25 protein-coding genes, 2 tRNA genes and 2 pseudogenes are annotated in these 25,613 nt (G+C 71.5%); 14 read left to right on the plus strand and 15 right to left on the minus strand.

The features are described from left to right. The first annotated feature begins 61 nt into the window (after nt 1-61). From ACFY04_RS04300 to ACFY04_RS04320, 5 genes are all read left to right on the plus strand, one after another. Nucleotides 62-1,255 carry a hypothetical protein gene (locus tag ACFY04_RS04300; protein WP_389114132.1) on the plus strand — a complete coding sequence of 398 codons (1,194 nt, stop codon included), beginning with the start codon at nt 62-64 and terminating at the stop codon, nt 1,253-1,255. Further along, nucleotides 1,243-2,826, plus strand: coding sequence for a hypothetical protein (locus tag ACFY04_RS04305; RefSeq protein WP_389114133.1), 1,584 nt, complete (start codon nt 1,243-1,245; stop codon nt 2,824-2,826). The genes ACFY04_RS04300 and ACFY04_RS04305 overlap by 13 nt, the downstream gene beginning before the upstream one ends. Further along, on the plus strand, nt 2,823-4,163 hold the full coding sequence (locus ACFY04_RS04310; RefSeq protein ID WP_389114134.1) for an AAA domain-containing protein: 1,341 nt from the start codon (nt 2,823-2,825) through the stop codon (nt 4,161-4,163). The genes ACFY04_RS04305 and ACFY04_RS04310 overlap by 4 nt, the downstream gene beginning before the upstream one ends. 222 nt (nt 4,164-4,385) lie before the next feature. Next, entirely contained in the window at nt 4,386-4,526 is a 141-nt protein-coding gene (locus ACFY04_RS04315; protein WP_389114135.1) for a hypothetical protein, read from the plus strand. A gap of 160 nt (nt 4,527-4,686) precedes the next feature. After that, on the plus strand, nt 4,687-5,154 hold the full coding sequence (locus tag ACFY04_RS04320) for a hypothetical protein (RefSeq protein WP_389114136.1): 468 nt from the start codon (nt 4,687-4,689) through the stop codon (nt 5,152-5,154). Nucleotides 5,155-5,412: 258 nt separating this feature from the next. Here the strand turns inward: ACFY04_RS04320 and ACFY04_RS04325 are convergent, their stop codons facing one another. Further along, a complete protein-coding gene (locus ACFY04_RS04325) occupies nt 5,413-5,895 on the minus strand; it encodes a MarR family winged helix-turn-helix transcriptional regulator (protein ID WP_389114137.1) in 483 nt (160 codons plus the stop codon). A 115-nt stretch (nt 5,896-6,010) separates the two neighbouring features. Between ACFY04_RS04325 and ACFY04_RS04330 the strand changes: the two genes are divergently transcribed. The 4 genes and pseudogenes from ACFY04_RS04330 (at nt 6,011) to ACFY04_RS04345 (ending at nt 8,226) form a co-directional block, all read left to right on the plus strand. Next, nucleotides 6,011-6,580 (plus strand): NADPH-dependent FMN reductase, encoded by a 570-nt coding sequence (locus tag ACFY04_RS04330; protein ID WP_389114138.1) that lies wholly within the window; start codon nt 6,011-6,013, stop codon nt 6,578-6,580. Between the two features lie 483 nt (nt 6,581-7,063). Continuing rightward, complete coding sequence (locus ACFY04_RS04335; RefSeq protein WP_314252651.1) at nt 7,064-7,405, plus strand: hypothetical protein; 342 nt, start codon at nt 7,064-7,066, stop codon at nt 7,403-7,405. A gap of 132 nt (nt 7,406-7,537) precedes the next feature. Continuing rightward, nucleotides 7,538-8,162 (plus strand): annotated as a pseudogene (locus ACFY04_RS04340) (bifunctional DNA primase/polymerase). After that, nucleotides 8,153-8,226, plus strand: a tRNA-Lys gene (locus tag ACFY04_RS04345). Before ACFY04_RS04340 ends, ACFY04_RS04345 begins: the two are co-directional and overlap by 10 nt. An 88-nt stretch (nt 8,227-8,314) precedes the next feature. Here ACFY04_RS04345 and ACFY04_RS04350 read toward each other — a convergent pair. Continuing rightward, on the minus strand, nt 8,315-9,550 hold the full coding sequence (locus ACFY04_RS04350) for a M6 family metalloprotease domain-containing protein (RefSeq protein ID WP_389114139.1): 1,236 nt from the start codon (nt 9,548-9,550) through the stop codon (nt 8,315-8,317). 346 nt (nt 9,551-9,896) lie between these two features. Here ACFY04_RS04350 and ACFY04_RS04355 point away from each other — a divergent pair, with 346 nt between their 5' ends. Together ACFY04_RS04355 and ACFY04_RS04360 are read left to right on the plus strand one after the other, a co-directional pair. Further along, the gene (locus tag ACFY04_RS04355) at nt 9,897-11,768 is read left to right on the plus strand and encodes a putative bifunctional diguanylate cyclase/phosphodiesterase (RefSeq protein ID WP_389114140.1); all 1,872 of its coding nucleotides are present in this window, start codon (nt 9,897-9,899) and stop codon (nt 11,766-11,768) included. Nucleotides 11,769-11,896: 128 nt separating this feature from the next. Then, nucleotides 11,897-12,622, plus strand: a complete 726-nt coding sequence (locus ACFY04_RS04360) for an ALF repeat-containing protein (RefSeq protein WP_389114141.1) — start codon at nt 11,897-11,899, stop codon at nt 12,620-12,622. A 65-nt stretch (nt 12,623-12,687) separates the two neighbouring features. Here ACFY04_RS04360 and ACFY04_RS04365 read toward each other — a convergent pair whose 3' ends face one another. The 5 genes from ACFY04_RS04365 to ACFY04_RS04385 all read right to left on the minus strand — a co-directional run bounded on the left by ACFY04_RS04365 (nt 12,688) and on the right by ACFY04_RS04385 (nt 15,783). Then, nucleotides 12,688-13,089, minus strand: a complete 402-nt coding sequence (locus ACFY04_RS04365; RefSeq protein ID WP_389114142.1) for a hypothetical protein — start codon at nt 13,087-13,089, stop codon at nt 12,688-12,690. Between the two features lie 8 nt (nt 13,090-13,097). After that, a complete protein-coding gene (locus ACFY04_RS04370) occupies nt 13,098-13,997 on the minus strand; it encodes a tachylectin-related carbohydrate-binding protein (protein WP_389114143.1) in 900 nt (299 codons plus the stop codon). Between the two features lie 97 nt (nt 13,998-14,094). Then, entirely contained in the window at nt 14,095-15,300 is a 1,206-nt protein-coding gene (locus ACFY04_RS04375; protein ID WP_389114144.1) for a peptidase S1 and S6, read from the minus strand. Continuing rightward, nucleotides 15,269-15,595: a hypothetical protein gene (locus tag ACFY04_RS04380; RefSeq protein ID WP_389114145.1), complete on the minus strand. Its 327-nt coding sequence runs from the start codon at nt 15,593-15,595 to the stop codon at nt 15,269-15,271. The genes ACFY04_RS04375 and ACFY04_RS04380 overlap by 32 nt, the downstream gene beginning before the upstream one ends. 5 nt (nt 15,596-15,600) lie before the next feature. After that, the gene (locus ACFY04_RS04385) at nt 15,601-15,783 is read right to left on the minus strand and encodes a hypothetical protein (protein WP_389114146.1); all 183 of its coding nucleotides are present in this window, start codon (nt 15,781-15,783) and stop codon (nt 15,601-15,603) included. Nucleotides 15,784-16,047: 264 nt separating this feature from the next. On the opposite strand from ACFY04_RS04385, the gene ACFY04_RS04390 reads away from it, so the two are divergent. Continuing rightward, nucleotides 16,048-17,034 (plus strand): LuxR C-terminal-related transcriptional regulator, encoded by a 987-nt coding sequence (locus ACFY04_RS04390; RefSeq protein WP_389114147.1) that lies wholly within the window; start codon nt 16,048-16,050, stop codon nt 17,032-17,034. 3 nt (nt 17,035-17,037) lie between these two features. On the opposite strand, the gene ACFY04_RS04395 is transcribed toward ACFY04_RS04390, so the two are convergent. The 4 genes from ACFY04_RS04395 to ACFY04_RS04410 form a co-directional block, all read right to left on the minus strand. Further along, nucleotides 17,038-17,274, minus strand: coding sequence for a DUF397 domain-containing protein (locus ACFY04_RS04395; RefSeq protein WP_389114148.1), 237 nt, complete (start codon nt 17,272-17,274; stop codon nt 17,038-17,040). After that, nucleotides 17,234-18,082 carry a helix-turn-helix transcriptional regulator gene (locus ACFY04_RS04400; RefSeq protein ID WP_389114149.1) on the minus strand — a complete coding sequence of 283 codons (849 nt, stop codon included), beginning with the start codon at nt 18,080-18,082 and terminating at the stop codon, nt 17,234-17,236. Before ACFY04_RS04400 ends, ACFY04_RS04395 begins: the two co-directional genes overlap by 41 nt. 159 nt (nt 18,083-18,241) lie before the next feature. Beyond that, nucleotides 18,242-19,936 carry a glycosyl hydrolase family 18 protein gene (locus ACFY04_RS04405; RefSeq protein ID WP_389114150.1) on the minus strand — a complete coding sequence of 565 codons (1,695 nt, stop codon included), beginning with the start codon at nt 19,934-19,936 and terminating at the stop codon, nt 18,242-18,244. Between the two features lie 255 nt (nt 19,937-20,191). Beyond that, nucleotides 20,192-21,355: an LLM class flavin-dependent oxidoreductase gene (locus ACFY04_RS04410; RefSeq protein WP_389114151.1), complete on the minus strand. Its 1,164-nt coding sequence runs from the start codon at nt 21,353-21,355 to the stop codon at nt 20,192-20,194. 251 nt (nt 21,356-21,606) lie between these two features. On the opposite strand from ACFY04_RS04410, the gene ACFY04_RS04415 reads away from it, so the two are divergent. Next, the gene (locus tag ACFY04_RS04415; RefSeq protein WP_030012142.1) at nt 21,607-22,365 is read left to right on the plus strand and encodes an IclR family transcriptional regulator; all 759 of its coding nucleotides are present in this window, start codon (nt 21,607-21,609) and stop codon (nt 22,363-22,365) included. 114 nt (nt 22,366-22,479) lie between these two features. Here the strand turns inward: ACFY04_RS04415 and ACFY04_RS04420 are convergent. Both ACFY04_RS04420 and ACFY04_RS04425 read right to left on the minus strand, forming a co-directional pair. Further along, nucleotides 22,480-22,553, minus strand: a tRNA-Lys gene (locus ACFY04_RS04420). A 48-nt stretch (nt 22,554-22,601) separates the two neighbouring features. Next, nucleotides 22,602-22,825: pseudogene (locus tag ACFY04_RS04425) on the minus strand (DNA-binding response regulator). Here ACFY04_RS04425 and ACFY04_RS04430 point away from each other — a divergent pair. Continuing rightward, nucleotides 22,748-22,939 (plus strand): hypothetical protein, encoded by a 192-nt coding sequence (locus ACFY04_RS04430; RefSeq protein WP_389114293.1) that lies wholly within the window; start codon nt 22,748-22,750, stop codon nt 22,937-22,939. The pseudogene ACFY04_RS04425 and the gene ACFY04_RS04430 sit on opposite strands and share 78 nt — an antisense overlap. Nucleotides 22,940-23,204: 265 nt before the next feature. Here ACFY04_RS04430 and ACFY04_RS04435 read toward each other — a convergent pair whose 3' ends face one another. After that, nucleotides 23,205-24,902 (minus strand): AMP-binding protein, encoded by a 1,698-nt coding sequence (locus tag ACFY04_RS04435; protein WP_389114152.1) that lies wholly within the window; start codon nt 24,900-24,902, stop codon nt 23,205-23,207. 26 nt (nt 24,903-24,928) lie between these two features. Further along, complete coding sequence (locus ACFY04_RS04440; RefSeq protein ID WP_389114284.1) at nt 24,929-25,522, minus strand: lytic polysaccharide monooxygenase; 594 nt, start codon at nt 25,520-25,522, stop codon at nt 24,929-24,931. Nucleotides 25,523-25,613: the final 91 nt, after the last annotated feature.

Here is a 25,613-nt window from a genome sequence, read left to right on the forward strand (position 1 = left end):
CCCACGGCCGGTTTCCGCACTAGGTCCACGATTGTCAGTGGCGGATGGGACACTTCCGCGGGTGAGCTCCTACCCGCCCAGCAGCCCCGCGCAGCCGACGACTCTGCGGCAGCGGCTCGCCGGTCTGCGCGGCCCCGCCGTGCCGCCCCGTCCGCTCGACGCCCGGGCACTGGCGGCCCTCGCCGCCAATCCCGGCTGCGGCAGACGCGCCCTGCTCGACGGCGCCGGTGTGGACAAGACCGCCCTCGCCTCGGCGCTCGGCTCCCCCGCCTCCTTCGGGCAGTCGCAGTTCGCCATAGTCCGCGGGAACTCCTTCGAGGCCAAGGTCAAGGGCGACGGCGGGGCCGAGCTGCTGCGGCTGGTGCACGCGCACCTCGCGCCCGCCGCCGAGCCCCCCGGGTCCCCCGGGGCCGGGGCCCGCGTCCCCGACCTGACCGCCGCCGGTCCCGAGGGCCGCGCCGCCCGGACCGCGCTCGCCCTGCGCGAGGCGACCGCCGCCGGCCTGGACAGCGGGGCCTGGACACTGCTGGACCACCCGATGCTCGCGCTGGAGGTGGCCGGCTCCCCCGCCTACCTGGAGCCCGACGCCGTCGTCGTCCACCCCGACGGCCGCTGGACGGTCGTGGAGATCAAGTCGTTCCCGATGATCGACGGCGCCGCCGACGCCGCGAAGGTGGGCGCCGCCGCCCGGCAGGCCGCCGTCTACGTCCTGGCCCTGGAGAAGACCGCCGCGAAACTGCCCGGCGCCGAGGTCGGGCACACCGTGCTGCTGGTCTGCCCCAAGGACTTCTCCAACCTGCCCACCGCCTCCCCCGTCGACATCCGCCGCGAGCGCTCCGTGACCCGCCGCCAGCTGGACCGGCTGACCCGCGTCGAGGAGCTGGCCGCCGCCCTGCCCGAGGGCCTCAGCTTCGACCCGGCGACGCGGACCGCCGAGGAGCTCGCCCTGGCGGTGTCGGCGGTCGACGCCGCCTACGCCCCCGAGTGCCTGGCCGCCTGCGAGCTCGCCTTCCACTGCCGTGACCGGGCCCGCGCCGCCGACCAGGTCACCGCGCTGGGCCGGTCGGTACGGGGTGAGCTGGGCGCGCTGACCACGGTCGAGGCCGCCCTCGCGGCGGCCGCCGGGGCCGGCTGCGCCGAGGATCCGACCGCCGCCGCGCTGCACCGCGCCGCCCGGCTGCGCGCCGAGGCCCTGGAACTGGCCGCCGCCCGTCCGCCGCACCACGTCCCGGAGACCCCCGCATGCCCCTGCTGAGCACCCTGGCCCGGCTGGAGGCCGTACGCGCGGGCCGCGCCCAGCCGCTCGCGACCGTGCGGCACCGCCACCTGAGCGAGCGCCCGATGGTCTTCGTGCCGCTGACCACGGCCGGTGAGGCGGGCGCCCCGCTCGGCGCCATGGTCGGCACCGACCGCCACGAGCCGCGGGTGTTCGTGATACCCCAGCCGCGCGACCGCGACCGGCGCTGGGCCTTCCTCGCGGACCTCGCCGTGCAGGCGCTAGCCCACATCGACGCGTACGCGGACGTCGTGGAGCCGGCCGAACGCAGCGAGACCGACCCGGAGACGGGCAAGCGGGTCAAGGTCGAGACCGAGCTGTGCGTGGACGCGCCGCAGCTGATCGTGCCGAGCCGGGCGGGCATCGAGTACGTACGGCTGCTGGGGCGCTCGATGCGGTTCCGGCGCACCGCCGAGGAGGACCCGGACAATCCGTATCCGGCGCCCTCGCAGGTACCGATGCTCGGCCGCTGGTTCACCCACCTCGCCGAGCGCGCGCGGGTGCCCGGCTCCTCGATGCTGCTGTCGGCCACCGACCTGCTGTCCCGGCACTGGGCCACCGGCCAGAGCAATCTGGAGGACCAGCACCTGGGCGCGCTCCTGGGCTGGATCGATCCGCCCGCGGGCCGGTCGGGCGCCGAGGAGGCCCACCGGGCCGAGCTGGGCCGTGACAAGGACGGCCAGCTGCTGTGCCCGCCCGCCGGTCCGGCCACCGACCCGGCTTTCGACAACAAGCTGCTGGCTCCCTCCATCGCCCGCTACGACGCCGCGCGCACGGCCCTCGCGGCCGGCCCCGGCGACGACGACCGCCCTGTCCGGGCGGCCGAGCAGGAGGTGCACCGGCTGGTCGAATCCCAGCTGTCGGGCACCTGGTGGAAGACCTGGGAGGCGATCGACCTGCTGCGCGCCCTGCCGCCGGGCGAGCGCGCGGAGGAACGCTGGACGCGCGACCGCTGGTCCTACACCGGCCACCGGGACCGCGTACGGGCGGGCGAGCCGCCGCAGCCGCGCCGCGACGACGCGGTGACGGCGGCCCAGAAGCTGGCCACGCGGGAGACCGAACAGGTGCGGCTCGACGCCCAGGAGGCCTTGGACGACCCCCTGGTGATGGCGGGCCGTCGGCTGACGGGCGAGGCCTTCGCCGGTGAGGTCACCGAGGTGGTGATGGAGTGGACGGAGTCGAAGCGGCCGAGTCCGCGCCCGCTGGTGACCGTGGTGACGGAGGACCGGCCGCAGCTCGCCGATGAGGGCGGCGGGAAGGTGTTCCGCTCGCTGGACGGGCGCCCGCAGAGCGCGCAGTTCGTCCGCTTCGAGGAGGACGGGCGGCTGGTGCTGCGTCTCCTGGACAAGATGGGCCGCGGCCGGGACCCCGAGCCGGGGACGGTCCCGGAGAAGGGCGATCAGCTCTGCTGGACGCTCTTCGAGCACGACGCGCGCGGCGGCCCGAAACTCCCGGAGCCCGAGCAGACCCCGTGGACGCACGGTGGCCCGCCGGGATCGGCGGGCGCCCTTCCCCTGCCCGACTCCGTGACCGACGAGGACCTGCTGTGACCACGACCGCCCCCTTCGACCCGGGCGCGGCGGCCGCCCGGGCGACCGCCGCGATCCTGGCCGACACCCTGCACGGGACCGAGCGGGGCGTGGTCGTCGACTCCCCGCCCGGAGCCGGCAAGTCCACGCTCGTGGTCCGCGCGGCCCGGGAGCTGGCCGCTGCCGGACGCCGCCTGATGGTGGTGGCGCAGACCAACGCGCAGGTCGACGACCTGGTGCTGCGTCTCGCCGACAAGGACCCGGAGCTGAAGGTGGGCCGGCTGCACAGCAGTGACGGGGACGCCTACGACCCGGCGCTGCGCGAGCTGCCCTCGGTGACCCTGTCGGCCAAGCCTAAGGACCTGGCGGAGCTGCCGATCACCATCTCCACGGCGGCCAAGTGGGCCTTCGTCAAGGACGTGGAGCCCTGGCAGCACGCCATCGTCGACGAGGCGTACCAGATGCGCTCGGACGCGCTGCTGGCCGTGGCCGGGCTGTTCGAGCGGGCGCTGTTCGTGGGCGATCCGGGGCAGTTGGACCCGTTCAGCGTGGTCGGCGCGGAACAGTGGGCGGGCCTGTCCTACGACCCCTCCGCCTCGGCGGTGAGCACCCTGCTCGCGCACAACCCGCAACTGCCGCAGCACCGGCTGCCGGTGTCCTGGCGGCTCCCGGCGACGGCGGCGCCGCTGGTCTCCCGCGCCTTCTACCCGTACACGCAGTTCCGCAGCGGTACGGGCCCGGGCGAGCGGCGGCTGTCGTACGGGGTGCCCTCGGACGGGTCGGGCCCGGACCGGGTGCTGGACGAGGCGGCCGAGGCGGGCTGGGGCCTGCTGGAGCTGCCGGCGCGGCACACCCCGCGCACGGACCCGGAGGCGGTGCGGGCGGTGGCCCTGGTGGTCCGCCGGGCCCTGGACCGCGGGGCGGTGACCTCGGACGAGCAGTCTCCCGATCCGGCGCCGCTGACGGCGGACCGGATCGCGGTGGGCACGGCGCACCGCGACCAGGCGGCCGCGGTCCGCGCGGCGCTGGCCTCGCTCGGGGTCACGGGGGTCACGGTGGACACGGCGAACCGGCTCCAGGGCCGCGAGTACGACCTCACGGTGGTGCTCCACCCGCTGTCGGGCCGTCCGGACGCGACGGCCTTCCACCTGGAGACGGGCCGCCTGTGCGTGCTGGCCTCCCGGCACCGGCACGCGTGCGTGGTGGTGGCCCGGGCGGGCATAGCGGAGCTGCTGGACGACCATCCCTCAACAGAACCGGTCCAACTGGGCGTAACGGTCAAATTCCCAGATGGTTGGGAAGCGAACCACTCGGTCCTCGCCCATCTGGCCGAGCACCGCGTCCCGTGGCGGCCTTAGGGAAGGCCCTCAGGGCCCGGTCACTTCGTCCAGGAGCATCCGCGGCGTAGCCGGGACTGAGCGCCCGGGCCGTGGTGCCTCCCAGCGGTCGCCGGTTGCGTCGCCCTGGAGTTCGGCGACGGACCCTGGCCGTGCCGGTCCGCCCGGCTGGGAGGGTGGGTTCGGAGATCCGCCCATTCGGTCGCTTGATCCCGAATGCACTCAAAGTGAGACTCTCCTGGCATGAAACTCACGGAAACCCGGCGTCAGGAGTGGACGCCGGGGTGGACCTCGTTCGCCCCCGTCCAGGTGAGCGATGTGTCGTACCTGCTGTCATACAAGGGCGAGTCGGGCGACGCCGCCCTGGACCGCATCACCGCCTGAGGCGACACCCGCGGCTCACGGTGTCCCGGAAACACCCCCTGCTTGGCCGTCAGCCCCTCGGCCGACGGCGCCGGCTTCCGTATCCCGTCCAGCAGTGCGCAAGACAGCGCCGATACGACCCGGCGCTCCTGAGCAATTGACGAAAGGGTGGCGAACGTCCATGACCATTTCCGAGGACGTTTCCCGTGAGGCCGGTGCACAATTCGGCTTCGTGCGCAGCTTCATCCACAGCGACGTCCAACAACAGAGGCTTCACTATCACCTCCTGCGGCTGACCACTGTCGGCCTTACCCAGGAGGAGGTAAAGGACCTGCGTGAGCTCGGTCGCCTCGCCTTCGAGGGTGCCGATGTCACGGAGCAGTCAACCAAGATCAAGCAGCGGGCCGGCGCCAGCGCCCTCGCGGTGGCGCTCGCGGACATCGTCGAGCAAGGCGACCCCCGACCACAGGTGATGGTTGGCGCAGTTCTCGGCGCATACGCAGGTCTCCGCGACATTCCGGGCATGGATGAGTCGACCGTGGCTGTTCTCGGGGCAATCGGTGGTGCAATCTCCGCAGCAATCAGTCCCATCGTCTTCGAAAGAATCGAAGTAGTGGGCTTGGAGCGTTACCTCAGCGCGCCGCACTGATACCGCACCCCGCATGGATCGCCGGCGACTTCCGGTCGAAGGATCGCGCACATTCGTCCAGGGTCCGTAGCCGCACTCCAGGGCTGATGGTGCATCCTCGCCCGGCGAGCAGGGGTCGCACCTCACCGATGACCCGGGTCGACGTGACGGGGCTCTTCCACTGCACCCGGACAGCGCTGCCCCATCCGGTCGAGGCCGCGACCCGAGGCGCCGCCCCGGGTCGCGGATGCCGTGAACATCGGCCCAGTCTCCGGACGGTCACGCCTTCCGCCGGGCGCCCAGCCGTTCGCGGAGCACCTCGCCGACCTCGGCCAGCGTGCGCAGCTGCTCCGGCGTCAGCGCGTCGATCAGGTGGCGGCGGACGGACTCCACGTGGAGCGGGGCCGCCTCCGTGATCATGGTGACGCCGGCGTCGGTGAGGACCACCTCCGCCCCCCGGCCGTCGGTGGCCACCTCCTCGCGGCGGACGGCGCCGCGCTGCTCCATGCGGGTGAGCTGATGGGACAGCCGGCTGCGGGACCAGCGCATCAGCTCGGCCAGGGCGCTGATGCGCATACGGTGGCCGTTCGTGGAGCCGAGTACCGACAGGACGTCGTAGTCGGCCTCGGACAGTCCGCTGTCCTGCGTGAGGTCGCGCGCGATCTCGGCGTTGACCAGCGGGAACATCCGCCGCCACGCGTACCAGGCGTCCTGTTCGGCCTCGGTGAGCCAGCGGGGCCCGGGCTCCGGTGCGGGGGTCATGTCCGCCACTCTAGCCAGGTCGGTGACACATCACTTATCTGGTTGACACGTCATTCAGATCCCGGGTTTCATTAGGTGACACATCAACAACCGCATCGAACCGGAAGTACTCACCATGACCCGCCTGCACGTCATCTCCGCCGCCACCCGCCCCACCTCCGCCGGCCGCCCCCTCGCCCGCTGGGTCACCGAGCAGGCCCGCGAGCGGGGCGGCTTCGACGTCACCCCCGTCGACCTCGCCGAGATCGCCCTGCCCTTCCTCGACGAGCCCGAATACGCCTCCACCGGCAACTACGCGCACCAGCACACCCGCGACTGGAGCGCCCTGGTCGACTCGGCCGACGCCTTCCTCTTCGTCCTGCCGATGTACAACGGCGGCTTCACCGCCCCCTTCAAGAACGCCATCGACTTCCTCTACAACGAGTGGAAGGGCAAGCCGGTCGGCATCGTCAGCTACAGCGCCGGCCCGACCGGCGGCGCCCCGGCCGCCGAGATGCTGCTGCCGGTCCTCACCCGCCTCGGCATGCTGCCCGCCGAGCGCTCCGTCGCGATCCCGGGCATCCCCAAGCTGCTCGGCCCCGAGGGCTTCCAGGCCCCGGAAACGCTCGCGGGCGAGCTCGCCGGGGTCCTGGACGACGTGGCCGAACTGGCGGCGCGGCGCGCCGCCGAGGCCGTCACGGTGTGAGCTGACTCCCCACCAGGTGGTCGTACGCGGCGTGCGCGTGCAGCCGTACGCCGGTGAGCAGCGTGTCGTCGTCGGCGTGGAAGGCGGGCTGGTGGGCCCACCAGCCCCCGCCCGCCCGGCACCGCGACGGGCTCGCCGGTCGCCGGGTCCAGGGCGGTGTCCTGGACGCCGGGCATCGCGTAGAGCCCGCCGAAGCGGGAGACCGGCTCCGAGACGTCGTCGTAGCCGAGGGTGCCGCCCGCCTCCACCACCCGGCGACGAGCCGGGCGGTGCCCGCCTCGCGGTGGGGAAGCCCGGGATTGCGGTGCAGATGCCGGCGCCGGCCGATCGCCCGTGCGACTCCCTCGTCACTGAGCCTGTCGATCTGCTCGTGCATCCCATCGGCCGTACGGGTGTTCCAGCCCATCGCGCAGGGGTCTTGCGTGCCGTTGGACAATGGACGGTGGCCCGGAATCACTTCGCACGCGCAGCAGGAGGACACGCATGGCAGAGCCCGAGCGGACCGAGCGGCGGCTGCGGCCGGCGCCTCTGCTCTTCGAGCCCTCCGAGTCCGTGGCGGACCCGGAGCACTTCTTCGACCTGGAGTCGATCGAGGACCCGCGGGAGCTGCTGGCCCGTGCGACCGAGCTGACGCTGGCCTTCCGGGCCGCGCAGGAGCGGGCGGTGGAGTTCCAGGCCCTGGCGGCGGCCCAGCTGGCGGATCCCCGCCGGTTCGACCGGCTCTCACCGGCCCTGATCGCCGAGCAGGCGGAATGGACCGAGGACTACGCCCGCAAGATGATCGAATTCGGCGAGACCCTCCAGCGCGGCGCGGGTACCCCGTGAACGCCGGGAGGGGCCGGAAATCCGGCCCCTCCCGGCGTACGAGGAGCGCACCATACTCCGGCGGGAGCCCCGCCGTCCCCGATTTCGGTAACTCGCGGATACTGGTTCGCTACGGCGGGTAGACAGTGGCATATGACGACGCTGACGAAGGCTCCCGGCTGCACCGCCCTCCACGCGCGCGGCGAGCACACCCGCACCGCACCCGCCACCCACGTCACCCCCCAGGGCGCCGCCTGGCTCACCTCCGCGGCCGCCCACCCCCGGCGCACCCTCGCGGTGTGGGAGGCGCGGCCGGGGCTGCCCGCCACGCTGCCCTGCGGCGATCCCTTCGACGTCGTCAACGTCCCGCTCGTCCTCGGGCGCCGCATCCTCGACCTGCTCTGGGCCGAAGGTCCCGGGTCCGGGCCGGTCGCCGTGCACCGCGGCCGGATGCTGCTCTTCGCCGCCCCCGGCACCGCGCACCGGCTGCCCGCCCTGCTGGCGTGGGAGGAGTGGGGAGGCTCCCGCACCGCCCCGGCGCCGCTGTGCCACGGCCGCGGCGACGCCGTCACCGTGCCGCCGCTGGCCGCCACGCCCGGGCAGTCCCGGTGGCTCGTGGCCCCCGACGCGCGTGAGCCCTGGCTTCCCGGGCCTGAGGCCCTGCTCTGGGCCTTCGTACGGGCGGCCCGGAGCCCCGCACCGACCGGACCTGGGGATATCGATTTTTCGTTCCGCCGATCCTCCTGCTAATGTCTTCCTCGTCAGCAAGCGCCGCTAGCTCAGTTGGTTAGAGCAGCTGACTCTTAATCAGCGGGTCCGGGGTTCGAGTCCCTGGCGGCGCACAGACGAAAGAAGGCCCCCACGCGAGTGGGGGCCTTCTTCGTTGTCCGGCCGGGCGCGCCGCGGTCCGCCCCGCGGCGCGCCCGGCGGTCACGTCGTGATCTTCACCGTGTACGCGCCGGACCGGGTGCGGTCCGCCACCTCGATGGTGATCCGCTCCCCCGGCACGGTGTACGTCTCGCCCACCTCCAGCGGCGCGTCCGCCAGCGGCGGGTACACCGAGCGGTCCCAGCACGCCTCCGTCGACGGGTGCGCGTCCAGCACCTCGATCGGGCCGCCGCCCGACGAGGCCTCGTTGCGCACCCGGTAGACCAGGACGCCCTCCGTGCAGGTGTCCCCGTCGTTGCCGGCGGAGCCCCGCGCCTCGACGGCGATCGCGCTGCCGCGGCCCGTACGGATCACCGCGAGCCGGGTGCCGCCCGTTCCGCCGCTCGGCGGGGCCTGGGCCAGCGGCTGCAGGGTGTGCAGCGAGGAGCCCGACTGCACGCAGTCGACCTGGGAGGCGTCCAGCCAGCCCAGCTTCCACTTGTGCCAGGCGAAGAGGTCCGGGGCCATGCCGAACTGGCTGCCCATGACGTCCCAGTCCCCGACGTACGTGTCCCAGTCGCCCTTGCCGTCCGTGGGCCGGTGGTAGAGGTCGGGCAGGTCGAAGACGTGCCCGGTCTCGTGGGCCAGCACGTTCCGGTCCGGCGGATGGCGCTCGAAGACGGTGACGATCCGCCGCAGTTCCGTGCCGTCCGCGACGATCGGGTTCTCGAAGTTGACGACCTTCGTGGCGTCGGAGTCCACGCCGGGCGCGTCCGGGTCGGCGACGAAGTAGACGACGTCGTACTTGCGGAAGTCCACCTGGGCGTCCGCGGTGGTGACCGCGTCCCGCAGGTAGGCAGCCCGGTCACCGGCGGCCCAGTCCCGCTTTATCCCGTACGCGGTGGACGGCTTGGGCATCTGGATCCACCGCTTCTGCGGGTGCGGGACCAGCCGGAACCGCCCGTACGAGGCCTGCTCGAAGAAGTCGCTGGTGGCGGGGAAGTAGTCGCCGACGATCTCTTCGGCCTTCAGGGCGCTGCGGTGGTCGGGGAAGGAGAGGAAGACCATGACGGCGTTGAGCGTGCGCTCGGGTTTGGGGTAGGCGCCGTTCCAGGTGTCCAGGCCGAGGGAGTGGTGCGCCGAGGTGCGGGTCAGCGCGCAGGGCGCGGATCCCGGGTCGGCCACCGCGGGGCCGGCGACGAGCGACATGGCGGCGAGCGCCGTCAGGGAGGTGAGCGCCGCGGCGGTACTTCGGATGCGGGAGCGTTCCACTCCCCCGGGTGTCTGCTGTCGCGCCACATCGACCTCCGGTGGTGGATTCGTGCCTGTTCATCCACCTTGAGGCGATTGTCTTACTAATGCCCTGTTTCACTGCCCCACACGAGTGAGTGATACGGCAAGTCGGTGACCCTCGAACTTCACGCCTCTGCCTACAGAACGTCACGACCGATCACCTGAGATCAGCAGGGGCCCCCGCACGCTCAGAGCCGCGCAGAAACGATCGCCCGGACTTTCGCCGCCGATCCGTCATCACGCCGAACTGAACCGTCTCAACCGGTGGCGCCGCTGGATAGAGCCTCCCGGCAGCCTCTATGATCGGCACACTTTCCTGCGCGGACACTCACGAACATTGCGGGAGCCAACGGTGAGCGGAACCTCAGAAGGAACCGGTTCGGCGGCCGACAGCTTCCGATCGGCCATTACGGAGCGTCACCCGGCAGTGCCGGCAGTGCCGTCGGCATCGGCCACCCAGGCCGCGCCGGCGTCGTCGTACCGCGCCGACTCCGACCTGCGCGACTACCGGGCCGCCTTCAACGCGGCCCACCTCGCCATGGCCGTCGTCGACCGCGAGGGCTACGTGGTCGCCGCCAACCAGGCCTTCGCCGGGCTGCTCGGGAGCGAACCGCACGCGCTCGTCCACCGGTCCGCCGCCGACCTGGTCGACCTGGCCGCGGAGGCCCGCACCTGGGCCGCGTACCAGGAGGTGCTCCGCGGCCGGCAGGCCCGGCTGCGCTGCACCCGCCGCCTCAAGCACCCCGACGGGCACTCGCTCTGGACCGAGGTCACGCTCGGACCCGTCCCCGGCACCGCGGACGTCCTGCTGTCGGTGGCCGACATCAGCGACCGCCGCGACCTCCAGGCCCGCCTGCGCCACCTCCAGATGCACGACCCGGTCACGCGCCTGCCGAACCGCGCCCTGTTCTTCGAGCGGCTCTCCTCCGCCCTGGAGGCCGCCTCGTACGAACACGGCGGCGGCACCGGCCGGATCGGGCTGTGCTACCTGGACCTCGACGGGTTCAAGGCCGTCAACGACACCCTCGGCCACCGGGTCGGCGACCGGCTGCTGACCGCCGTCGCCGCCCGGCTCACCCAGTGCGCCGACCAGTCCGGCTACGGGCGCACGGGCGGGCACCTGGTCGCGCGCCTCGGCGGCGACGAGTTCGCCCTGCTGGTCGAGGACTCCACCGGCACCGAACAGCTCGCGGACCTGGCCCGGAGCGTCCTGGCCGCCGTACAGGAACCTTTCGACCTGGCCGGGCAGCGGCTGTCCGTCTCCGCCTCGATCGGGGTCGTGGAGCGGGCGGCGGACGGCACCTCGGCGACCGGCCTGATGCAGGCCGCCGACACGACCCTGTACTGGGCCAAGGCGGACGGCAAGGCCCGCTGGACGCTGTTCGACCCGGAGCGCAACGCGCACCGGATGACCCGCCAGGCACTCTCCTCCACGCTCCGGCCGGCCGTGGAACGGGGGGAGTTCGAGCTGGAGTACCAGCCCCTGGTGGACCTGGAGAGCGGCGCGGTGCGCGGGGTCGAGGCCCTGGTGCGCTGGAACCACCCGCAGTTCGGCACGCTCACGCCGAATCGGTTCATCGGAATCGCCGAAGAGGACGGGTCCATCGTCCAGTTGGGCCAGTGGGTCCTGCGGACCGCCTGCCGGCAGGCCCGCCGCTGGCAGATCGAACAGCCCAGCGACTCCCCCGTCTTCGTGTCGGTGAACGTCGCCGTCCGGCAGGTCTGGGACTCGGATCTGGTCGGCGACGTCGCGGAGATCCTGGCCGAGACGGGCCTCGCCCCACAGCTGCTGCAGCTGGAACTGACCGAGTCCGCGGTGATGGGCTCGGCCGGGCGCCCCCTCCAGGCCCTTCAGGCGCTCAGCGACATGGGCGTGCGGATCGCGATCGACGATTTCGGCACCGGCTACTCGAACCTCGCCTACCTCAGCAGACTTCCTGTATCAGTTCTGAAACTGGACGGTTCCTTCGTGCGCGGATTCCGCTACGAGGAGGGCACGCACCCGAACCCGGCCGACGAGACGATCGTCGAGGCCCTGGTCCAGCTCGCGCACCGGCTCGGCCTGACGGTGACCGCGGAATGCGTGGAGACCGCCGGACAGGCGGCACGGCTGCGGCGCGTGGGCTGCGACACGGGCCAGGGCTGGCTCTACTCCCGGGCGGTGGCCCCGGAACGGATCGCCGAGATGATCGGCACCAAGCCGGGTGCGGAACACCCCTGCTAGCCGTTCCGCTTGGCCGTTCCGCGGGCTTCTAGGGGATCTTTCATCATTGGACAGCCCCAAACCCCCCTGTAACGATCCTCAGGCCAAAGGTTCTTGACCAAGTTCCTTGATCTGTGGGGGAAACCACCATGAAGCTCACCCGTACCGCGCTCGCCCTGACCGCCGGCGCCCTCGCTCCGGCCCTGCTGCTCGCCACCCCGGCCCTCGCGGCCGGCTCGGCCGCCGCCGCGCCGGTCAAGGCGTCGGTCACCGCGCCGGCCGGCGCGGCGCTGGGTTCCGACACGGAGAACGCCGCCGCCATCGCCAAGATCCTGGCGGACCCGGCGAGCGGCAAGTCCGTGATCCGCGAGGCCAACGCCGCCCTCAGCGGCACCCCCGAGGACCGCGTGGCGTTCCTGACCACCGGCTACGCCAAGGCCCAGGACGACGACAACAAGGTCACCATCCTCCGGATCCTGTTCGGCAAGCCGGGCAAGAGCGTGACCCGCGAGGCCAACAAGGCCCTGGACGGCACCCCCGCCGACCGCGTGGCGTTCCTGACCACCGGCTACGCCAAGGCCCAGGACGACGACAACAAGGTCGCCATCCTGCGGATCCTGCACACCAACCCGGCCACCGGAAAGGGCGTCAAGCGCGAGGCGAACAAGGCCCTCGACGGCACCCCGGCGGACCGCACCGCCTTCCTGAAGACCGGCCTGCGGCTCGCGCAGGCGGAGGACGACCGTGTCGCCGTCGTGCGGATCCTGACCCGCCCCGGCATCAGCCCGGCCCTGTACGCGGCGGCCGAGAAGGCGCTGAACGGCACCCCGGAGGAGCTTCGGCACTTCATCACGGTCGGCCAGTTCGAAGTCTGACGACAAGATGGCCGGGCCGCCCGATGGGCGGTCCGGCCTCCTCGTGGACGTCCGGTCCGGCCGGGCTATCCGTTGACGACCTGGTCGTAGCGCAGGGCGACGTAGCCCGAGGCGGCGTGGCCGGCGATGCGGCCGTCACTGCCGCCGTTGAGGTAGTCCTGACCGCGCATCATGTCGTCGTTGGTGTTGGCCTCGTGGATGTACGAGAACTTCCCGGCCGCCTTGTCGACCCACCTCTCGAAGAGCACCACGTGCCCGTCCAGGGTGTTCAGCGCGTCGCCGGGCTGGAGGTCGGACTTGGAGATGGTTGCGGCGATGCCTGGCAGGCTCTGGGTCGTGTAGCTGGTACTGGCGTGCCAGGCCATGGAGACGAAGCCCGAGCAGTCGGTGCGGTAGGTGTGGTCGCCGTCCGGGTCGGACGCGTAGGCGCCCTGGTTGTAGGGGATGTCGCGGTTCAGCCAGTTCACGGCACGGCTCATGATCTCGCTGCGGGCGATCTGCCCGCCCTTGGTGGAGGGGGTGGGGGTGGGGGCGCCGGCGGCTGGTAGGTGCAGTCGTTGGCGAAGGCGGAGAGCAGGCTCTGGGTCCAGCCGCTCGCGTCGACCGGGTCGGCGGGGTGGTAGGCGATGTCGTCGCCCTTGCCGTCGGTGGGGTCGGCATCGTGGTACCAGTACATCCCGCCGTTCGTGCGGCCGTAGTAGAGGCCGCCGCCGGGCGAGACCAGGTTGTCGACCGCCGACCAGCCGGAGCTCTTGAGCTCCGAGCTCTCCCAGTCCCCGACGCCGTTGATCTGGTAGGAGAGCAGCCGGCCGTCGGCCGTACTGGCGATGAGGACGTCGTCGCCCGCGGCGGCGAGCGTCTTGAGGACGAAGCCCGTGTCGATCACCGCGTGCTTGGCGATGTGGGCGGGCCCGCTGGGCTTGGCCTGGGAGACGTTGTAGCGGTGGAGCTGACCGGCGACCGTGCCGTAGAGGTGGCCGGCGCCGTCGTAGGTCAGCTTGTCGAAGGTCCAGCCGCTGTCCCAGATCTTGGTGACACCGGCCAGGGCGAGGGCGCTGTCGTTGGTCTGGATGTCGACGCGGTACAGCTCGCCGGCCGTCGACGTCACGAGGACGGTGTTGAAGTTGAGGGTGGCCATCGCCTTGGGCGTGAAGCCGAGGTTCGCGCCGATCAGGGTCTTGACGCGGTCGCCGGTGTTGGGGGCTATCGCCGTGTAGGTGAGGCGTCCGTCGGGGAGGGTGCCGTAGATCGACACGTTGCCGCCGCAGATCGCGGCGGCCTGAGCCGGCGCCGAGGTGAAAGTGACCATGCCGAGGGTGGTGGCAGAGACGGCCAGGGTGGCGGCGAAGCGGCGCTTGAGGGACGACGAGAACATGGGTGTCTCCGGATTCTGGGCAGCCCTGACGTACGCGCGTCGGGCCGGGGAGGTGAGGGGAGGGAGTACGGGAGAGCGGGCGTGACTCGGGGGCCGCTCAGTACCAGTTGTTGTTCAGGAAGTGGGTCCAGGCGCCGCAGGGCGTGTCGTACCGGCCGTCGATGTAGGACAGGCCCCACTTGATCTGGGTGACCGGGTTGGTGCGCCAGTCATCGCCGAAGGCGTCCATCTTGGAACCGGGCAGGGCCTGGGGGATGCCGTAGGCCGTGGAGTTCGGGTTGTCGGCCCAGTAGCGCCAGCCGCTCTCCCGGTCCCAGAGCTGCTCCAGGCAGTTCCACTGGGTGGTGCTGTTCCAGGCGCCGCCGTCGTGCTTGTTCATCAGGTCGCGGCCGGCCGCCTTCACGGCGGGTATGTCGGTGCCGTCGAGCGGGTCCGCGGTGGTGGTGCAGCTGAAGGTCGCCGGCTGGGCGGAGAGCAGCTGCTGCGTCCAGCCGCCGGTGTTGACGGGGGTGTCGTTGTGGTAGGCGATGTCGCTGCCGCTGCCGTCGGCCGGATCGGCGTCCTTGTACCAGTACATGGCGCCCGTGGCTTCGATCCGGCCGTAGTAGAGGCCCCCACCGGGCGATACGACCTGGTCGAAGCCGGACCAGCCGGAGGTCTTGAGGTCGTCGCGGTCCCAAGTGCCGTCGCTGCTGATCTTGTAGGAGTAGAGCGCGCCGGCCGACGTGGTGGCGAGGAGGCGGTCGTCTCCGGCGGCCGTGAGCGTCTTCAGGACGAAGCCGCTGCCTATCTCCTTGCGCTGGCCGATGTGCGCCGAGCCGGTCGGCTTGGGCTGGGATACCAGGTACTGGAGGAGGAGCCCGCCCGCCGTGCCGTACAGGTGTCCGTGTCCGTCGTAGGTGAGCTTGTCGTGGGTCCAGCCGCTGTCGAAGATCTTGACGGGCGGGCGTTCCAGGACGAGGGACTCGTTATTGGTGAGGACGTCGAGGCGGTAGAGCGCGCCCGTCGTCGAGGTCACCAGCACCGTGTTGAAGTTGAGGGTGGCCATCGCCTTGGGCTCGAACCCCAGGGCCGCTCCGACCCGCACCTTCTTCAACGCGCCGGTGGCCGGGGTGATGGTGCTGAAGGTGAGCCGGCCGTCGGGAAGGACCCCGTAGATCGAGGCGGTCCCGCTGCACGTGGTCGCGGCCTCGGCGGCCGGGGCGGTCGCGACAGCCGCGGCGGTGAGCAGGCCGGCGCCGAGGGCGGTGGTGAGGGCGGCTACCGCGCTCTTACGGGCAGCCTGGCGGAGGGTGGTGGTCACTGCGTTCTCCTGAGGAACGGTCACGGTGCGGGTCGGTGGTGCGGTAGCCGTGCGCCCGCAGCGGGGCCCGGGCGCCGTCGAGGATGGCGTGGGCCTGGGTGAGGGCCGCGGCTTCGGAAGCGGCTCGCAGGAAGAGGTAGACGTCCACGCCGTCGCGGGCGGCTTTGGCCCGCAGGTGTTCGAGGCCGTGCGCGGCGGGGGTGTGGGCCCAGATCAGGTCGGAAACGAGCGCGAGCACGCCCTCCTGGTCCGGATGGTCGGTAGGCCCTGAGAGCGAGGCTCGGACGACGCGCATGCCCGCTAGTCCCAGTTGATGCTGTCCCGGGCGGAGGCGGGCGCCGTGTCCCAGTTGATGCTGCCGTCGGCGGAGGCGCTGATGCGGTGGTTCTCGGCGGGGGCCGTCGCCGAGGCGGTGGTGACGGCGCCGGCGCAGAGGGCGGCGAAGACGGCGGCGACAGCGGCAGAGCGGGCGATGCGGGACATGTTTCTCCCCCAGGTCGGAAGCCGGATGCGATGCGTTCGGTGCGGTGTGCTGCGCGCTGATCCGGATCGTCCTTGCGGCTCTGGCCTGAGCCGGGGACTTCCGTCCCCGCCGTCCCGGTGAACACCATGTTGCTGGGGTCAGGACCCGTGAAGAAGAGGTTGCGGCTGTCACCAACGGGCCTGGCACCTTGGTGACAGACTTCGCCTACGATCAGCCCGGCGGCGCTCACCCGTGCTGCCCAACTGCTGCTGGGAGGCTGGGACTTGCTGCAAACACTGGGCCTCGGGGCCGACGTGGAAGCCGTGTACCGGGGCATGCTGGCCGACCCTTCAGGAGGGGTCGCCGAGCTGAGTGGCCGACTAGGCCTCACCGAGACCCAGGTCCGCGAGGGCCTGGACCGGCTCGTAGACCTCGACCTGCTCAGACCGTCACGGGACTGCCCGGGCGGGCTGCGCGCGGTGAGACCCGAACTGGGCCTGGAGCTGCTGCTGCGCCGCCAGGAGGAGGAACTGGCCCGGCAGCAGCAGGAGCTGGCCCGCAGCAAGGCGGCCGCGGCGCAGGTGGTATCGGAATTCGCGGAACTCAGCCCGAACACCGAGGTCGACGGCGCGGAACGGCTCGTGGGGATGGACGCCATCCAGGGCCGGCTGGAGCAGCTCGCCCATGCACTGTCCCGGGAATGTCTGGCGATCCTGCCGGGCGGCGCGCTCTCCGAGGCGAGCCTGGAGGCCTCCCGGCCGCTGGACCGGCGCGCGCTGGCCCGCGGCATCGAGATGCGCTCGGTCTACCAGGACAGCGCCCGCAACGATCCGACGACGCTGGCCTACGCGCGGTGGCTGACCGAACAGGGCGGCCAGGTGCGGACCAGCCCGCTCCTGCCGCCCCGCCTCCTGATATTCGACCGGGCCGTGGCGGTGGTCCCGATCGACCCCGACCATTCCCGTCTGGGCGCCCTGTGCACGAGCGCGCCCGGAATCGTGGCCTCCCTGACCAACCTGTTCGAGCAGACGTGGGCGGCCGCCGTACCCCTCGGAGCCGACCGCCCCCGCCCCAGCGACACCCGCCCCACCGCGACCGAACTCGAACTACTGAAGCTCTTGGCCTCCGGCATGACCGACGAGGCCGCCGCGAAGCGCCTCGGGGTGTCGATGCGCACCGTCAGACGCCAGATGTCCGCCCTCATGGAACGCCTCCACGCCACGAGCCGCTTCGAAGCCGGCCTCAAGGCGGCCCAGCAGGGCTGGCTCTGACGGTCAGAGACTCCGGACGAAGGCGGCGAACGCCGCTGCCGTGACCGTGAAGACCGGCCCGTCGGGGTTCTTGGAGTCCCGCACGGCGACCTTGCCGCCTCCTCCGGTGGTTCCGCTGTACGAGGCCTTGTGCCAGGCGGCGGAGCCGAGCGGGGCGCACTCGACGCATTCGCCACCGTTGGTGCTGCTGTAGGACGACTTACGCCACGGCACGGCCGTCAGGTTCAGATTGGTGCCCATACCGTTCCTCCATTACGCGCGCGATTAGAAGGGCCGAGGCCGCTGGCGAAAGGGCTTCGGCTTGCAAGCGAGCGTATCCGACAGAGCGTTCCTTGATCACTTTCGGATTGGCCGTCATATGGCCTGAGTCGTAGCTCTCCGTGTAGAAGAGGTCGGGATCGCCGTCGAACCGAAGGAGGGTGAACGATCCTGTCATTCCGGTGTGTTCACCAGCCGAGAAGGGCATCACCTGAATCTGCACCCATGGCCTGTCGGCAAAGCTCAGCAGGTGGGCCAGCTGGTCGCGCATGACTTCACGGCCGCCGACCTTCCGGTGCAGCAGCGCCTCGTCCAGCACCACCAGCAGCACCGGCGGCTCCTCACGCATCAGGATGCGCTGACGTTCCATTCGAGCCGCCGCGATCTCGTCAGCCCGGTCGGGAAACTCCACGCTCACCAGGGCTTTCGCATACGCCTCCGTCTGCAGTAGCCCATAGACCACCTGCGCCTGGAACGTGGAGATGAACGTCGCCCGGGCCTCCATCTCCGCGTATGCCTGGAACCACGTCGGCAGGACGCTCCGCAGGACCAGACCCACCAGGCGGGAGAAGTGTCCGTCCGTGCCGAGCGCCGCATCCACCCGTTCGGAGAAGTCCCGGGTCGGCACCCGCTTGCCGTTCTCGATCATGCCGATCAGGGAGCCCGTGCAGAAGATGATCGCGCCCAGCTGCGCCTGCTTCAGGCCCGCCTCTTCTCTCAGCCGGCGCAGCTCGTAGCTGTAGTAGTCCAGCGGCGAGGCACTGGGATCGATGTCACGGATCTGAGCCATGAGACGGCACCCCCAAGCGGAGAACGAGCTTGTGGCCGAGCGTAGCGATACCGACACGGAGCGATGTCCAGAATCCCGCAACCGTGTCACACACCTCCGCCCCGCACCCGGGAGAGTGGGTGCGGGGCGGGGTGTCGCTCGGCGCGGGGTGGGGGGAGATCAGCAGGCGCCGAGGTCCTTCCAGACGCCCCACTCACCCGTGGTGCCCGGGGTCTCGTTCTGCGTCCACCACTGGGCCTTGTACTTGCGGCCGTTGTGCGCGACCTCGTTGCCGGCCGTGTAGACCGTGCCCGCGACGTACGCCGGGGTCGAGCCGCAGCCCGTCGGCGGGGTGGTCGGGGGCGTGGTCGGCGGGGTCGTGGGCGGGGTGGTCGGAGGCGTCGTCGGCGGGGTGGTCGGCGGGACCGTGGCGCCGCCGAGGGCGTCCGAGATCTGGTTGAGCAGCGTGGTGTTGTTGTCCAGGCCGAGCAGGGAGTACATCATCGCGCCGGCCAGGCCGCGCTGCTTGCCGTAGTCGACCCGGGCCTGGATCGACTTCTGGTTCAGGCCGGTGAAGAACTCGCCGTCCTTGTAGAAGTACGAGGCCTTGGCCTGGTCGTCCCAGAAGGTGGTCGCCGGGTTGTCGACGAGGCCGCCGAGCTCCTTGTAGTTGGCGATGCCGGCCTGCTGGCTGGTGGGCCGGGCGCCCGAGGCGCCGGTCGCGGACTGGGCGAGGCCGTTGTTCGCCCCGGCGGGGACGCCCTTCCAGCCGCGGTAGTAGAACTCGTAGCCCAGCGTCAGCTTGCCGGCGGGGAAGCCGCCGGTGATCCCGTAGGCCGGGTTGCCGTCGATCCAGGAGTCGATGGCGTTGTCGATGCTGTACTTCTGGGTGCCCGGCGCGATCGGGTCGGTCGGGTCGCCCGCCGGGGAGTAGAGCGGGGACTGGTGGTACGTGGGGCCGTCGCTGTCCCAGGCGCCGTGCATGTCGTACGTCATGATGTTCGCGTAGTCGAGGTACGCGCCGATCTTGTCCGTCTCGATGTACTTGATCTTGTCCTGGCCGGCCGGGAGGGCCGAGGTCAGCAGGTACTTCTTGCCGCCGTTGGCCTGGCCGTAGGCGTCGAGCTGCTCGCGGAACTCCTTGAGCAGGAGCGTGAAGTTCTGCTTGTCCTCGGGGGCGTAGTGGTTGCCGAGGTGGCCGCCGGACGAGCCCGGGTACTCCCAGTCGATGTCGATGCCGTCGAAGATGCCGGCGGCGACGCCCTGGCCGCCGTAGCCGCCCTCGACCGGGAGGTTGCCCTTGATGTACTGGTCGATGCAGGAGGAGACCAGCTTCTTGCGGGAGGCGTCGGTCTTCGCCGCGTCGCTGAAGTACTTGGAGTAGGTCCAGCCGCCCAGCGAGATGTTGATCTTCAGGTGGGGGTACTTGGCCTTCAGCTGCTTGAACTGGTTGAAGACGCCGACGATCGGCTGGTCCCACTTGTCGGCGACTCCGCTGACACTGTCGGCCGCACTGAACGACTTCTGGTAGTCGGCGTACGAATCGCCCGCGCCGTCACCGGCGTTGGGGTTGTTGTCGTCACCCGCCGCCTTGTTCGCCTCGAAACAGGTGAGGTTGGTGGGGTGGATGTTGCCGAACGAGTAGTTGATGACGTCCAGCTTGCCCGCTATGCCGCGGGTGTCGAGGTGCTTGGGGTAGAAGGCGTTGCCGTACACGCTCCACTGGTCGTAGTAGGCGATACGGACGCCGCCCGCCGCGGCGCCGGCCGAGGCGTCGGCGGCCTGGGCGGTGCCGAGTCCCGCGAAGGAGGCCAGCGCTCCGGCGGCCAGCGCGGCCGTGGCGGCGGCAGCGATGAGAGGTTTACGGATGTGCATGAGCTGTCTCCGTGGGGGTGGGAGGGGAGATCAAGCGGTTCGGGTGAGAGAAGTGATAGCGATCACTCCACCCCCACGTCAATGGTTCGGACCAAAGAAGGACTAGACCACTCAGGCGCTATTTCCCCAAGTCAGAGACTTGAGCGCACATCAGAAACCGCTCGCCACCCCGGGTGACGAGCGGTTTAAGGCTGCCTTCAGGCAGCTCCGCGCAAGGTTTCGGCAACAAACCAGCCAAACGCCGTTCGCACACGGTCAATCGGCGGCGGGCGCCTCCACCGGCATGCCGTACACATCCGCGATGAGCTCGTACGAGCGCAACCGGGCCGCCCCGCTGTGGGCGTTGGTGGTCAGCATCAGCTCGTCCGCGCCCGTCCGCTTCGCCAGGTCGTCCAGCCCGGTGCGGACCTCGTCGGGGGTGCCGTGGACGACGTTCGCGAGCCAGCCGTCGACGAACTCCCGCTCCAGCGGGGAGAACGCGTACGCCGCCGCCTCCTCGGGCGTCGGGATCAGGCCGGGCCGTCCGGTGCGCAGGCGCAGCATCGACAGCGCGCCCGTGAGCACCTGGGCGCGGGCCGCCTCGTCGGTGTCGGCGGCGAGGGCGGAGACCCCGATGACGGCGTAGGGGGCGTCGAGGACGGCGGAGGGGCGGAAGCTCTGGCGGTAGAGGTCGAGCGCGGGCAGGGTGCCGGCCGCCGAGAAGTGGTGGGCGTAGGCGAAGGGGAGGCCGAGCTCGCCGGCGAGGCGGGCGCTGAAGCCGGAGGAGCCGAGCAGCCACAGCGGCGGCCGGCCGGCGGGGCCCTGGACCGGGCCCGGTACGGCGTGCACGCGGGCGTACGGATGCCCGTCGGGGAAGTCGTCGTCGAGGAAGCGGGTGAGCTCCGCGAGCTGCCGGGGGAACTCGTCGGCGGCCTCGTCGAGGCGCCCGGGTCCACGCAGCGCGGCGGCGGTGCGGCCGTCGGTGCCGGGGGCGCGGCCGAGTCCGAGGTCGATCCGGCCCGGGGCGAGCGCCTCCAGGGTGCCGAACTGCTCGGCGACGGCCAGCGGGGCGTGGTTGGGCAGCATGACCCCGCCGGAACCGAGCCGGATGCGGGAGGTGTGCGCGGCGAGGTGGGCCAGGATCACGGCGGGCGAGGAGCTGGCGACGCCGGGCATGGAGTGGTGCTCGGCGACCCAGTGGCGGTGGTAGCCGCGGGACTCGGCGAGGCGGGCGATCTCGACGCTCGTACGGAGGGAGGCGTGGGCGGTGCTGCCCGCGCCGACGGTGACGAGGTCCAGGACGGAGAGCGGTACGGTCGCCCGGCCCGGCGCGGTGGCGCGGATCCCGTTCGTGTTCCGGCCGGGGTGCCCGTGCGCGTTCCGGTTCGCCTCGCCGCCGCCGCTCGCGCCGCCCTGTGCGTCGTCCCCTGCGTCACTCATCGCCGCTCCCGTTTCGCTGTCCTGTGGCGTACGGCATCAGTGCGACACCGTACGAAGAACTCGAACCGTGGGCGGCCGCCGGGCATTCCCTGCGACACTGAGTGATGGACATGACTCTGGCATATGCCAGCGGAGTAGATCCAGGCAGACAGACATCTTTGAGCCAGCAATCTCTCCAACAGGCGCTCCACATGGCCCTCTTGATGGCTATCGTGGTAGGGCAAGCGGTAACAACCTGCTAGGGGGAAACCGTGGCGCTGAAGCCCGAGCCGACCGCGCCGTTCCACTCGGTGCAGTACGCACTACGCGTACTCGAAACGATCGCACGTCACACCGGCGGTGTGACGGACGTGCAGATCGCGCGTGAGACCGGCCTGCCCGCAGCCCATCTCGCTCCGATGCTGCTCATGCTGCGCCGGGAGGGATATGTCCTGCAGGTGTCCGACGGTGCTTACGCCATAGGGGATTCCCTCGTCCTGCTCGGCTCCGGCATCGACCGGCAGCAGGCGCTCACCGACAAGCTCCAGGAGACCCTGGACCGGCTGCGCGACTCGGTCGGCGCGGCCGTCTACATCAGCCGGTACGTGGACGGCGAGGTCAGGATCACGCAGTTCGCGGACAGTCCCCGCACCCCGAAGGTGCACGAGTGGGTCGACTTCCGCTCCGCCGCGCACGCCAGTGCGGTCGGCAAGTGTCTGCTGACGCAGCTCGACCTGAACGGGCGGCGCGACCACCTGTCCCGGCACAAGATCGCCCGGCTCACGTCGAAGACGATCGTGAACGAGCGGATCCTGTTCTCCAAGCTGGACGCCCAGCCCGCCACCGTGCCCATGCTGGACCTGCAGGAATACGCCGTGGGCACGGTCTGCGCGGCGGTCCCGATCACGGCCGGGGCCTCGGTGGGCTGTCTGGCCCTGTCGATGCCGGTCGAGCACGCGCACCGGCTGCGGGCCGCGGCGGACACCTTGAACCGGAAGGCCGCACCGCTGCTGCTGTCGCTCACGCTCTAGGACGGGCGGGTGGTGGGAGCGGCGGGCGCGCCAGTGGGCCCGGAAAACACCCAGTGGGCCCGGAAAACACTTCGGGCGGTTCCCGGTGAAACCGGAAACCGCCCGAAGGACAGGTGCGCCGCCAGGGACTCGAACCCCGGACCCGCTGATTAAGAGTCAGCTGCTCTAACCAACTGAGCTAGCGGCGCCTGCTGACAGAGAAAATACTACCTGGTCCTCAGGGGTGCTCAAAACCATTAGCCGCGGAGGTACGCGAGGACCGCCAGGACCCGGCGGTGGGTGTCCTCGGCGGGCGGCAGGTCGAGCTTTCCCAGGATGTTCCCGACGTGTTTGCCGACGGCCGCCTCGGACACCACACGTCGGTCACGACGATGTCCGGGGTGTGGACGGCCACGGCGCCGCGGAGCCCGTCCGCGTCCCCGACGGCGGCCGCCACCCGGTGGCCGAACCGCGTCAGCAGGCCGACGAGCCCTTCGCGCAGCAGGACCCCGGCGCGGATCCGGCCGCCGGGTCCGGGCTGACCGGATTGGCCGACCGGATCGCGGTCCTCGATGGCACACGGGGATCCCGGTGAGGGCGCTCCCGGCGAGGTACCCGGCGGCCCGCCAGGGGCCAGGCGGAACGCAGGTACCGGCCGCGGGCCAGGGCGTCCCAGGGGGTGCGGGGGTGATCGTCCATGCGGGAACGCTAGCCGCGGGCCACCCGCTCGGACCATGACCCCAGGGGGCGTCCGCGGGTATGCCCAGCCCCACCCCGGGCCCGGCCCGGCCCGGCCCGGCCCGCGCCTCAATCGCCGGCGGGGCTGAAAAATAGCCCCGCCGGCGATTGAGGCGCGGGAGTCACGGGGTCAGGAGGTCCGTACGGCCTTGGGCTTCGTATGCGGCGAGCAGGGTGGTCAGCGCCGGGGCGTTCAGGCGGGCGTAGCCCCCGGCCGGGGATCGGTGCCAGACGGGGTCTTCGCAGCGGAAGCCATCGCGGCGGAGGGAGACGCGGTGGATCTTGTTCGTCGCCGTGGTCGGCATGGCCCCGACGATGCGGACGTAGCGCGGGGCCATCTTCGTGCCCAGGTCCGGCTGGAGGGAGAGGAAGGTCTCGAAGGCGGACGGGTCGAAGGCCGCGCCCTCGCGGAGCGCGAGGGCCGCCATGACCTGGTCCCCCGCCACCTCGTCCGGGACGGCGTAGACGGCGACCGCCGCCGCGTCCGTCCAGCGGGCCAGGATGTTCTCGATCAACGCCGCGGCGAGGTTCTCGCTGTCGACGCGGAGCCGGTCGTCGGTGCGGCCCGCGAAGTAGAGGAAGCCCGCGTCGTCGCGGAAGAAGAGGTCTCCCGTCCAGTACCAGCCGTCGCGGGTGCGGTCGGCCTCCGCGTCCGGGTTGCGCCAGTAGCCCTCGAACAGGCTGCGGCCGCGGTTGACCAGTTCGCCGATCGCCGCCGAGCCGTTGAGCAGGCGGCCGTCCGGGGCGAGGACCGCGGGCGGGCATTCCGCGCCGGTGGCCGGGTCGATCACCGCCAGGTCGTCGCCCGCGCCCGCCCGGCCCAGGGCGCCCGGCGGGGTGTCCGGGGTGCTCCCCCAGCTACCGCTGGGAGGTGCCCCCATGACGGAGGCGCCGCCCTCGGTGGCCCCGTAGCCCTCCACCAGCCGGACCCCGAACCGTTCGGCGAAGCGGGCCGCGTCCACCGCCCCGGCCTCGGTGCCGAAGCCGAGGCGCAGGGTGTGGGCGCGGTCGTCGGGGCGGGGTTCGGTGGCCAGGAGGTACTGGACCGCCCGCCCGACGTAGGTGAAGTACGTGGCCCCGTACGCCCGTACGTCGTCCAGGAACGCGGAGGCCGAGAACCGGCGGCGCAGCGCCACCGGGGCCCCGGCGACGAGCGCCGGCAGCCAGTCGGCGATGACGGCGTTGCCGTGGAAGAGCGGCATGCAGATGTAGTGGACGTCGTCCGGGGTGACGGTGAACCGGCGGGCCAGCGCGGCTCCGGCGGCCGCGAGCCGGCCCTGGCTGCAGATGGCGGCCTTGGGGGCGCCGGTGGAGCCGGAGGTGAAGTAGAGGAGGAGGCGGGAGTCGGGTGCGGGGGCCCGCAGCGCGGCTTCGCCTGGCTTGGCGGCGGCGTAGGGGGCGAGCAGGGCCTCGTACTCCTCGGTGCCGGTGACCAGGACGCGTACGCCGGGCAGGTCGAGGCCGCGCAGCAGCGGCAGGTGGGCGCGCTCGGTGATCAGGATCCGGCAGTCGGTGTGCAGGATGTCGCGGGCCAGCTCGGGGCCGCGCCGGGTGGGGTTGATCCCGGCGACGGCGGCCCCGGCGAGGGCCGCCGCGCCGAGCCAGAACGGGAACTCGGGGGTGTTGTCGAGCAGGACCCCGAGGTGCGGCTCGGCCCCCGGAGGCATGAGATCGACGAGGAGCGCGGCGCGCGCGGCGGCCTCCTGGGCGGTCCGGTGGTGGGTGAGGACACCGTTCTCGTGTTTCAGCCCGGGCCGGTGGTCGCCCCAGTGGCGCGCTATGAGCTCCGCGACGGTTTCGGGTGCAGTCGTCGTCCGCATGCCGCCGGAGGGTAGCTGACGATACGTCAGAACTGAACGTCGGAGCAGGCGTAGAAGGCCATCGGGGTGTCGTTGACGGTCCAGACGGCCAGGATCAGGTGCCGGCCCGTCTTGCCGCTCGGCATGGCGCCCTGGTGGACGGTGGTCATGGCGGGGCGGGCGCCGTTGTAGGCGACCGTGAGGAAGGGCTGGGGTTCGAGGTCGGCGCGGGTGAGTGCCTTGGTGCCGGTCCAGCCGTTCTTCGTGACGTAGTACTTGAAGTCGGTGGTGGAGTGGTTGGCGGTGAACTGCCACCGGAAGGAGTAGCCCTGCCCGCTGGTCACCTTGGTGGTGGGCCAGGCGCCACCGCGCGGGTTGTCGAGCTCGGAGAACTGGGAGAGTCCGCCGGAACATATCTTCCCGTCGGCGGGACCGGCGGCCGGGAACCCCTTGAAGCCCTCGACGCTCTGCGGCTCCCACTGGATCGCGCCGCAGTCGGAGACGGTCCGGTTGGCGCAGAGCTTCTGGCGGCTGATCGGGGTGTCGGTGTAGCCGTGACCGCTGGCGGCGGGGGCGCTGACGAGGGTGATTCCGGCGACGAGGCCGAGGCCGAGCGCGGCGACGCCGGCCCGTTTGGGCATGCGGATGGGACGCATGATGCTCCTTGAACGTGGGGGGAGTTCGGCGAGAGCGCGCGCGTGTGGGGATTAGGTCTAGACCAAGTCCCAGACT

The organism is Streptomyces sp. NPDC001549 (assembly GCF_042894025.1).
GTDB classification, from domain to species: domain Bacteria; phylum Actinomycetota; class Actinomycetes; order Streptomycetales; family Streptomycetaceae; genus Streptomyces; species Streptomyces kutzneri.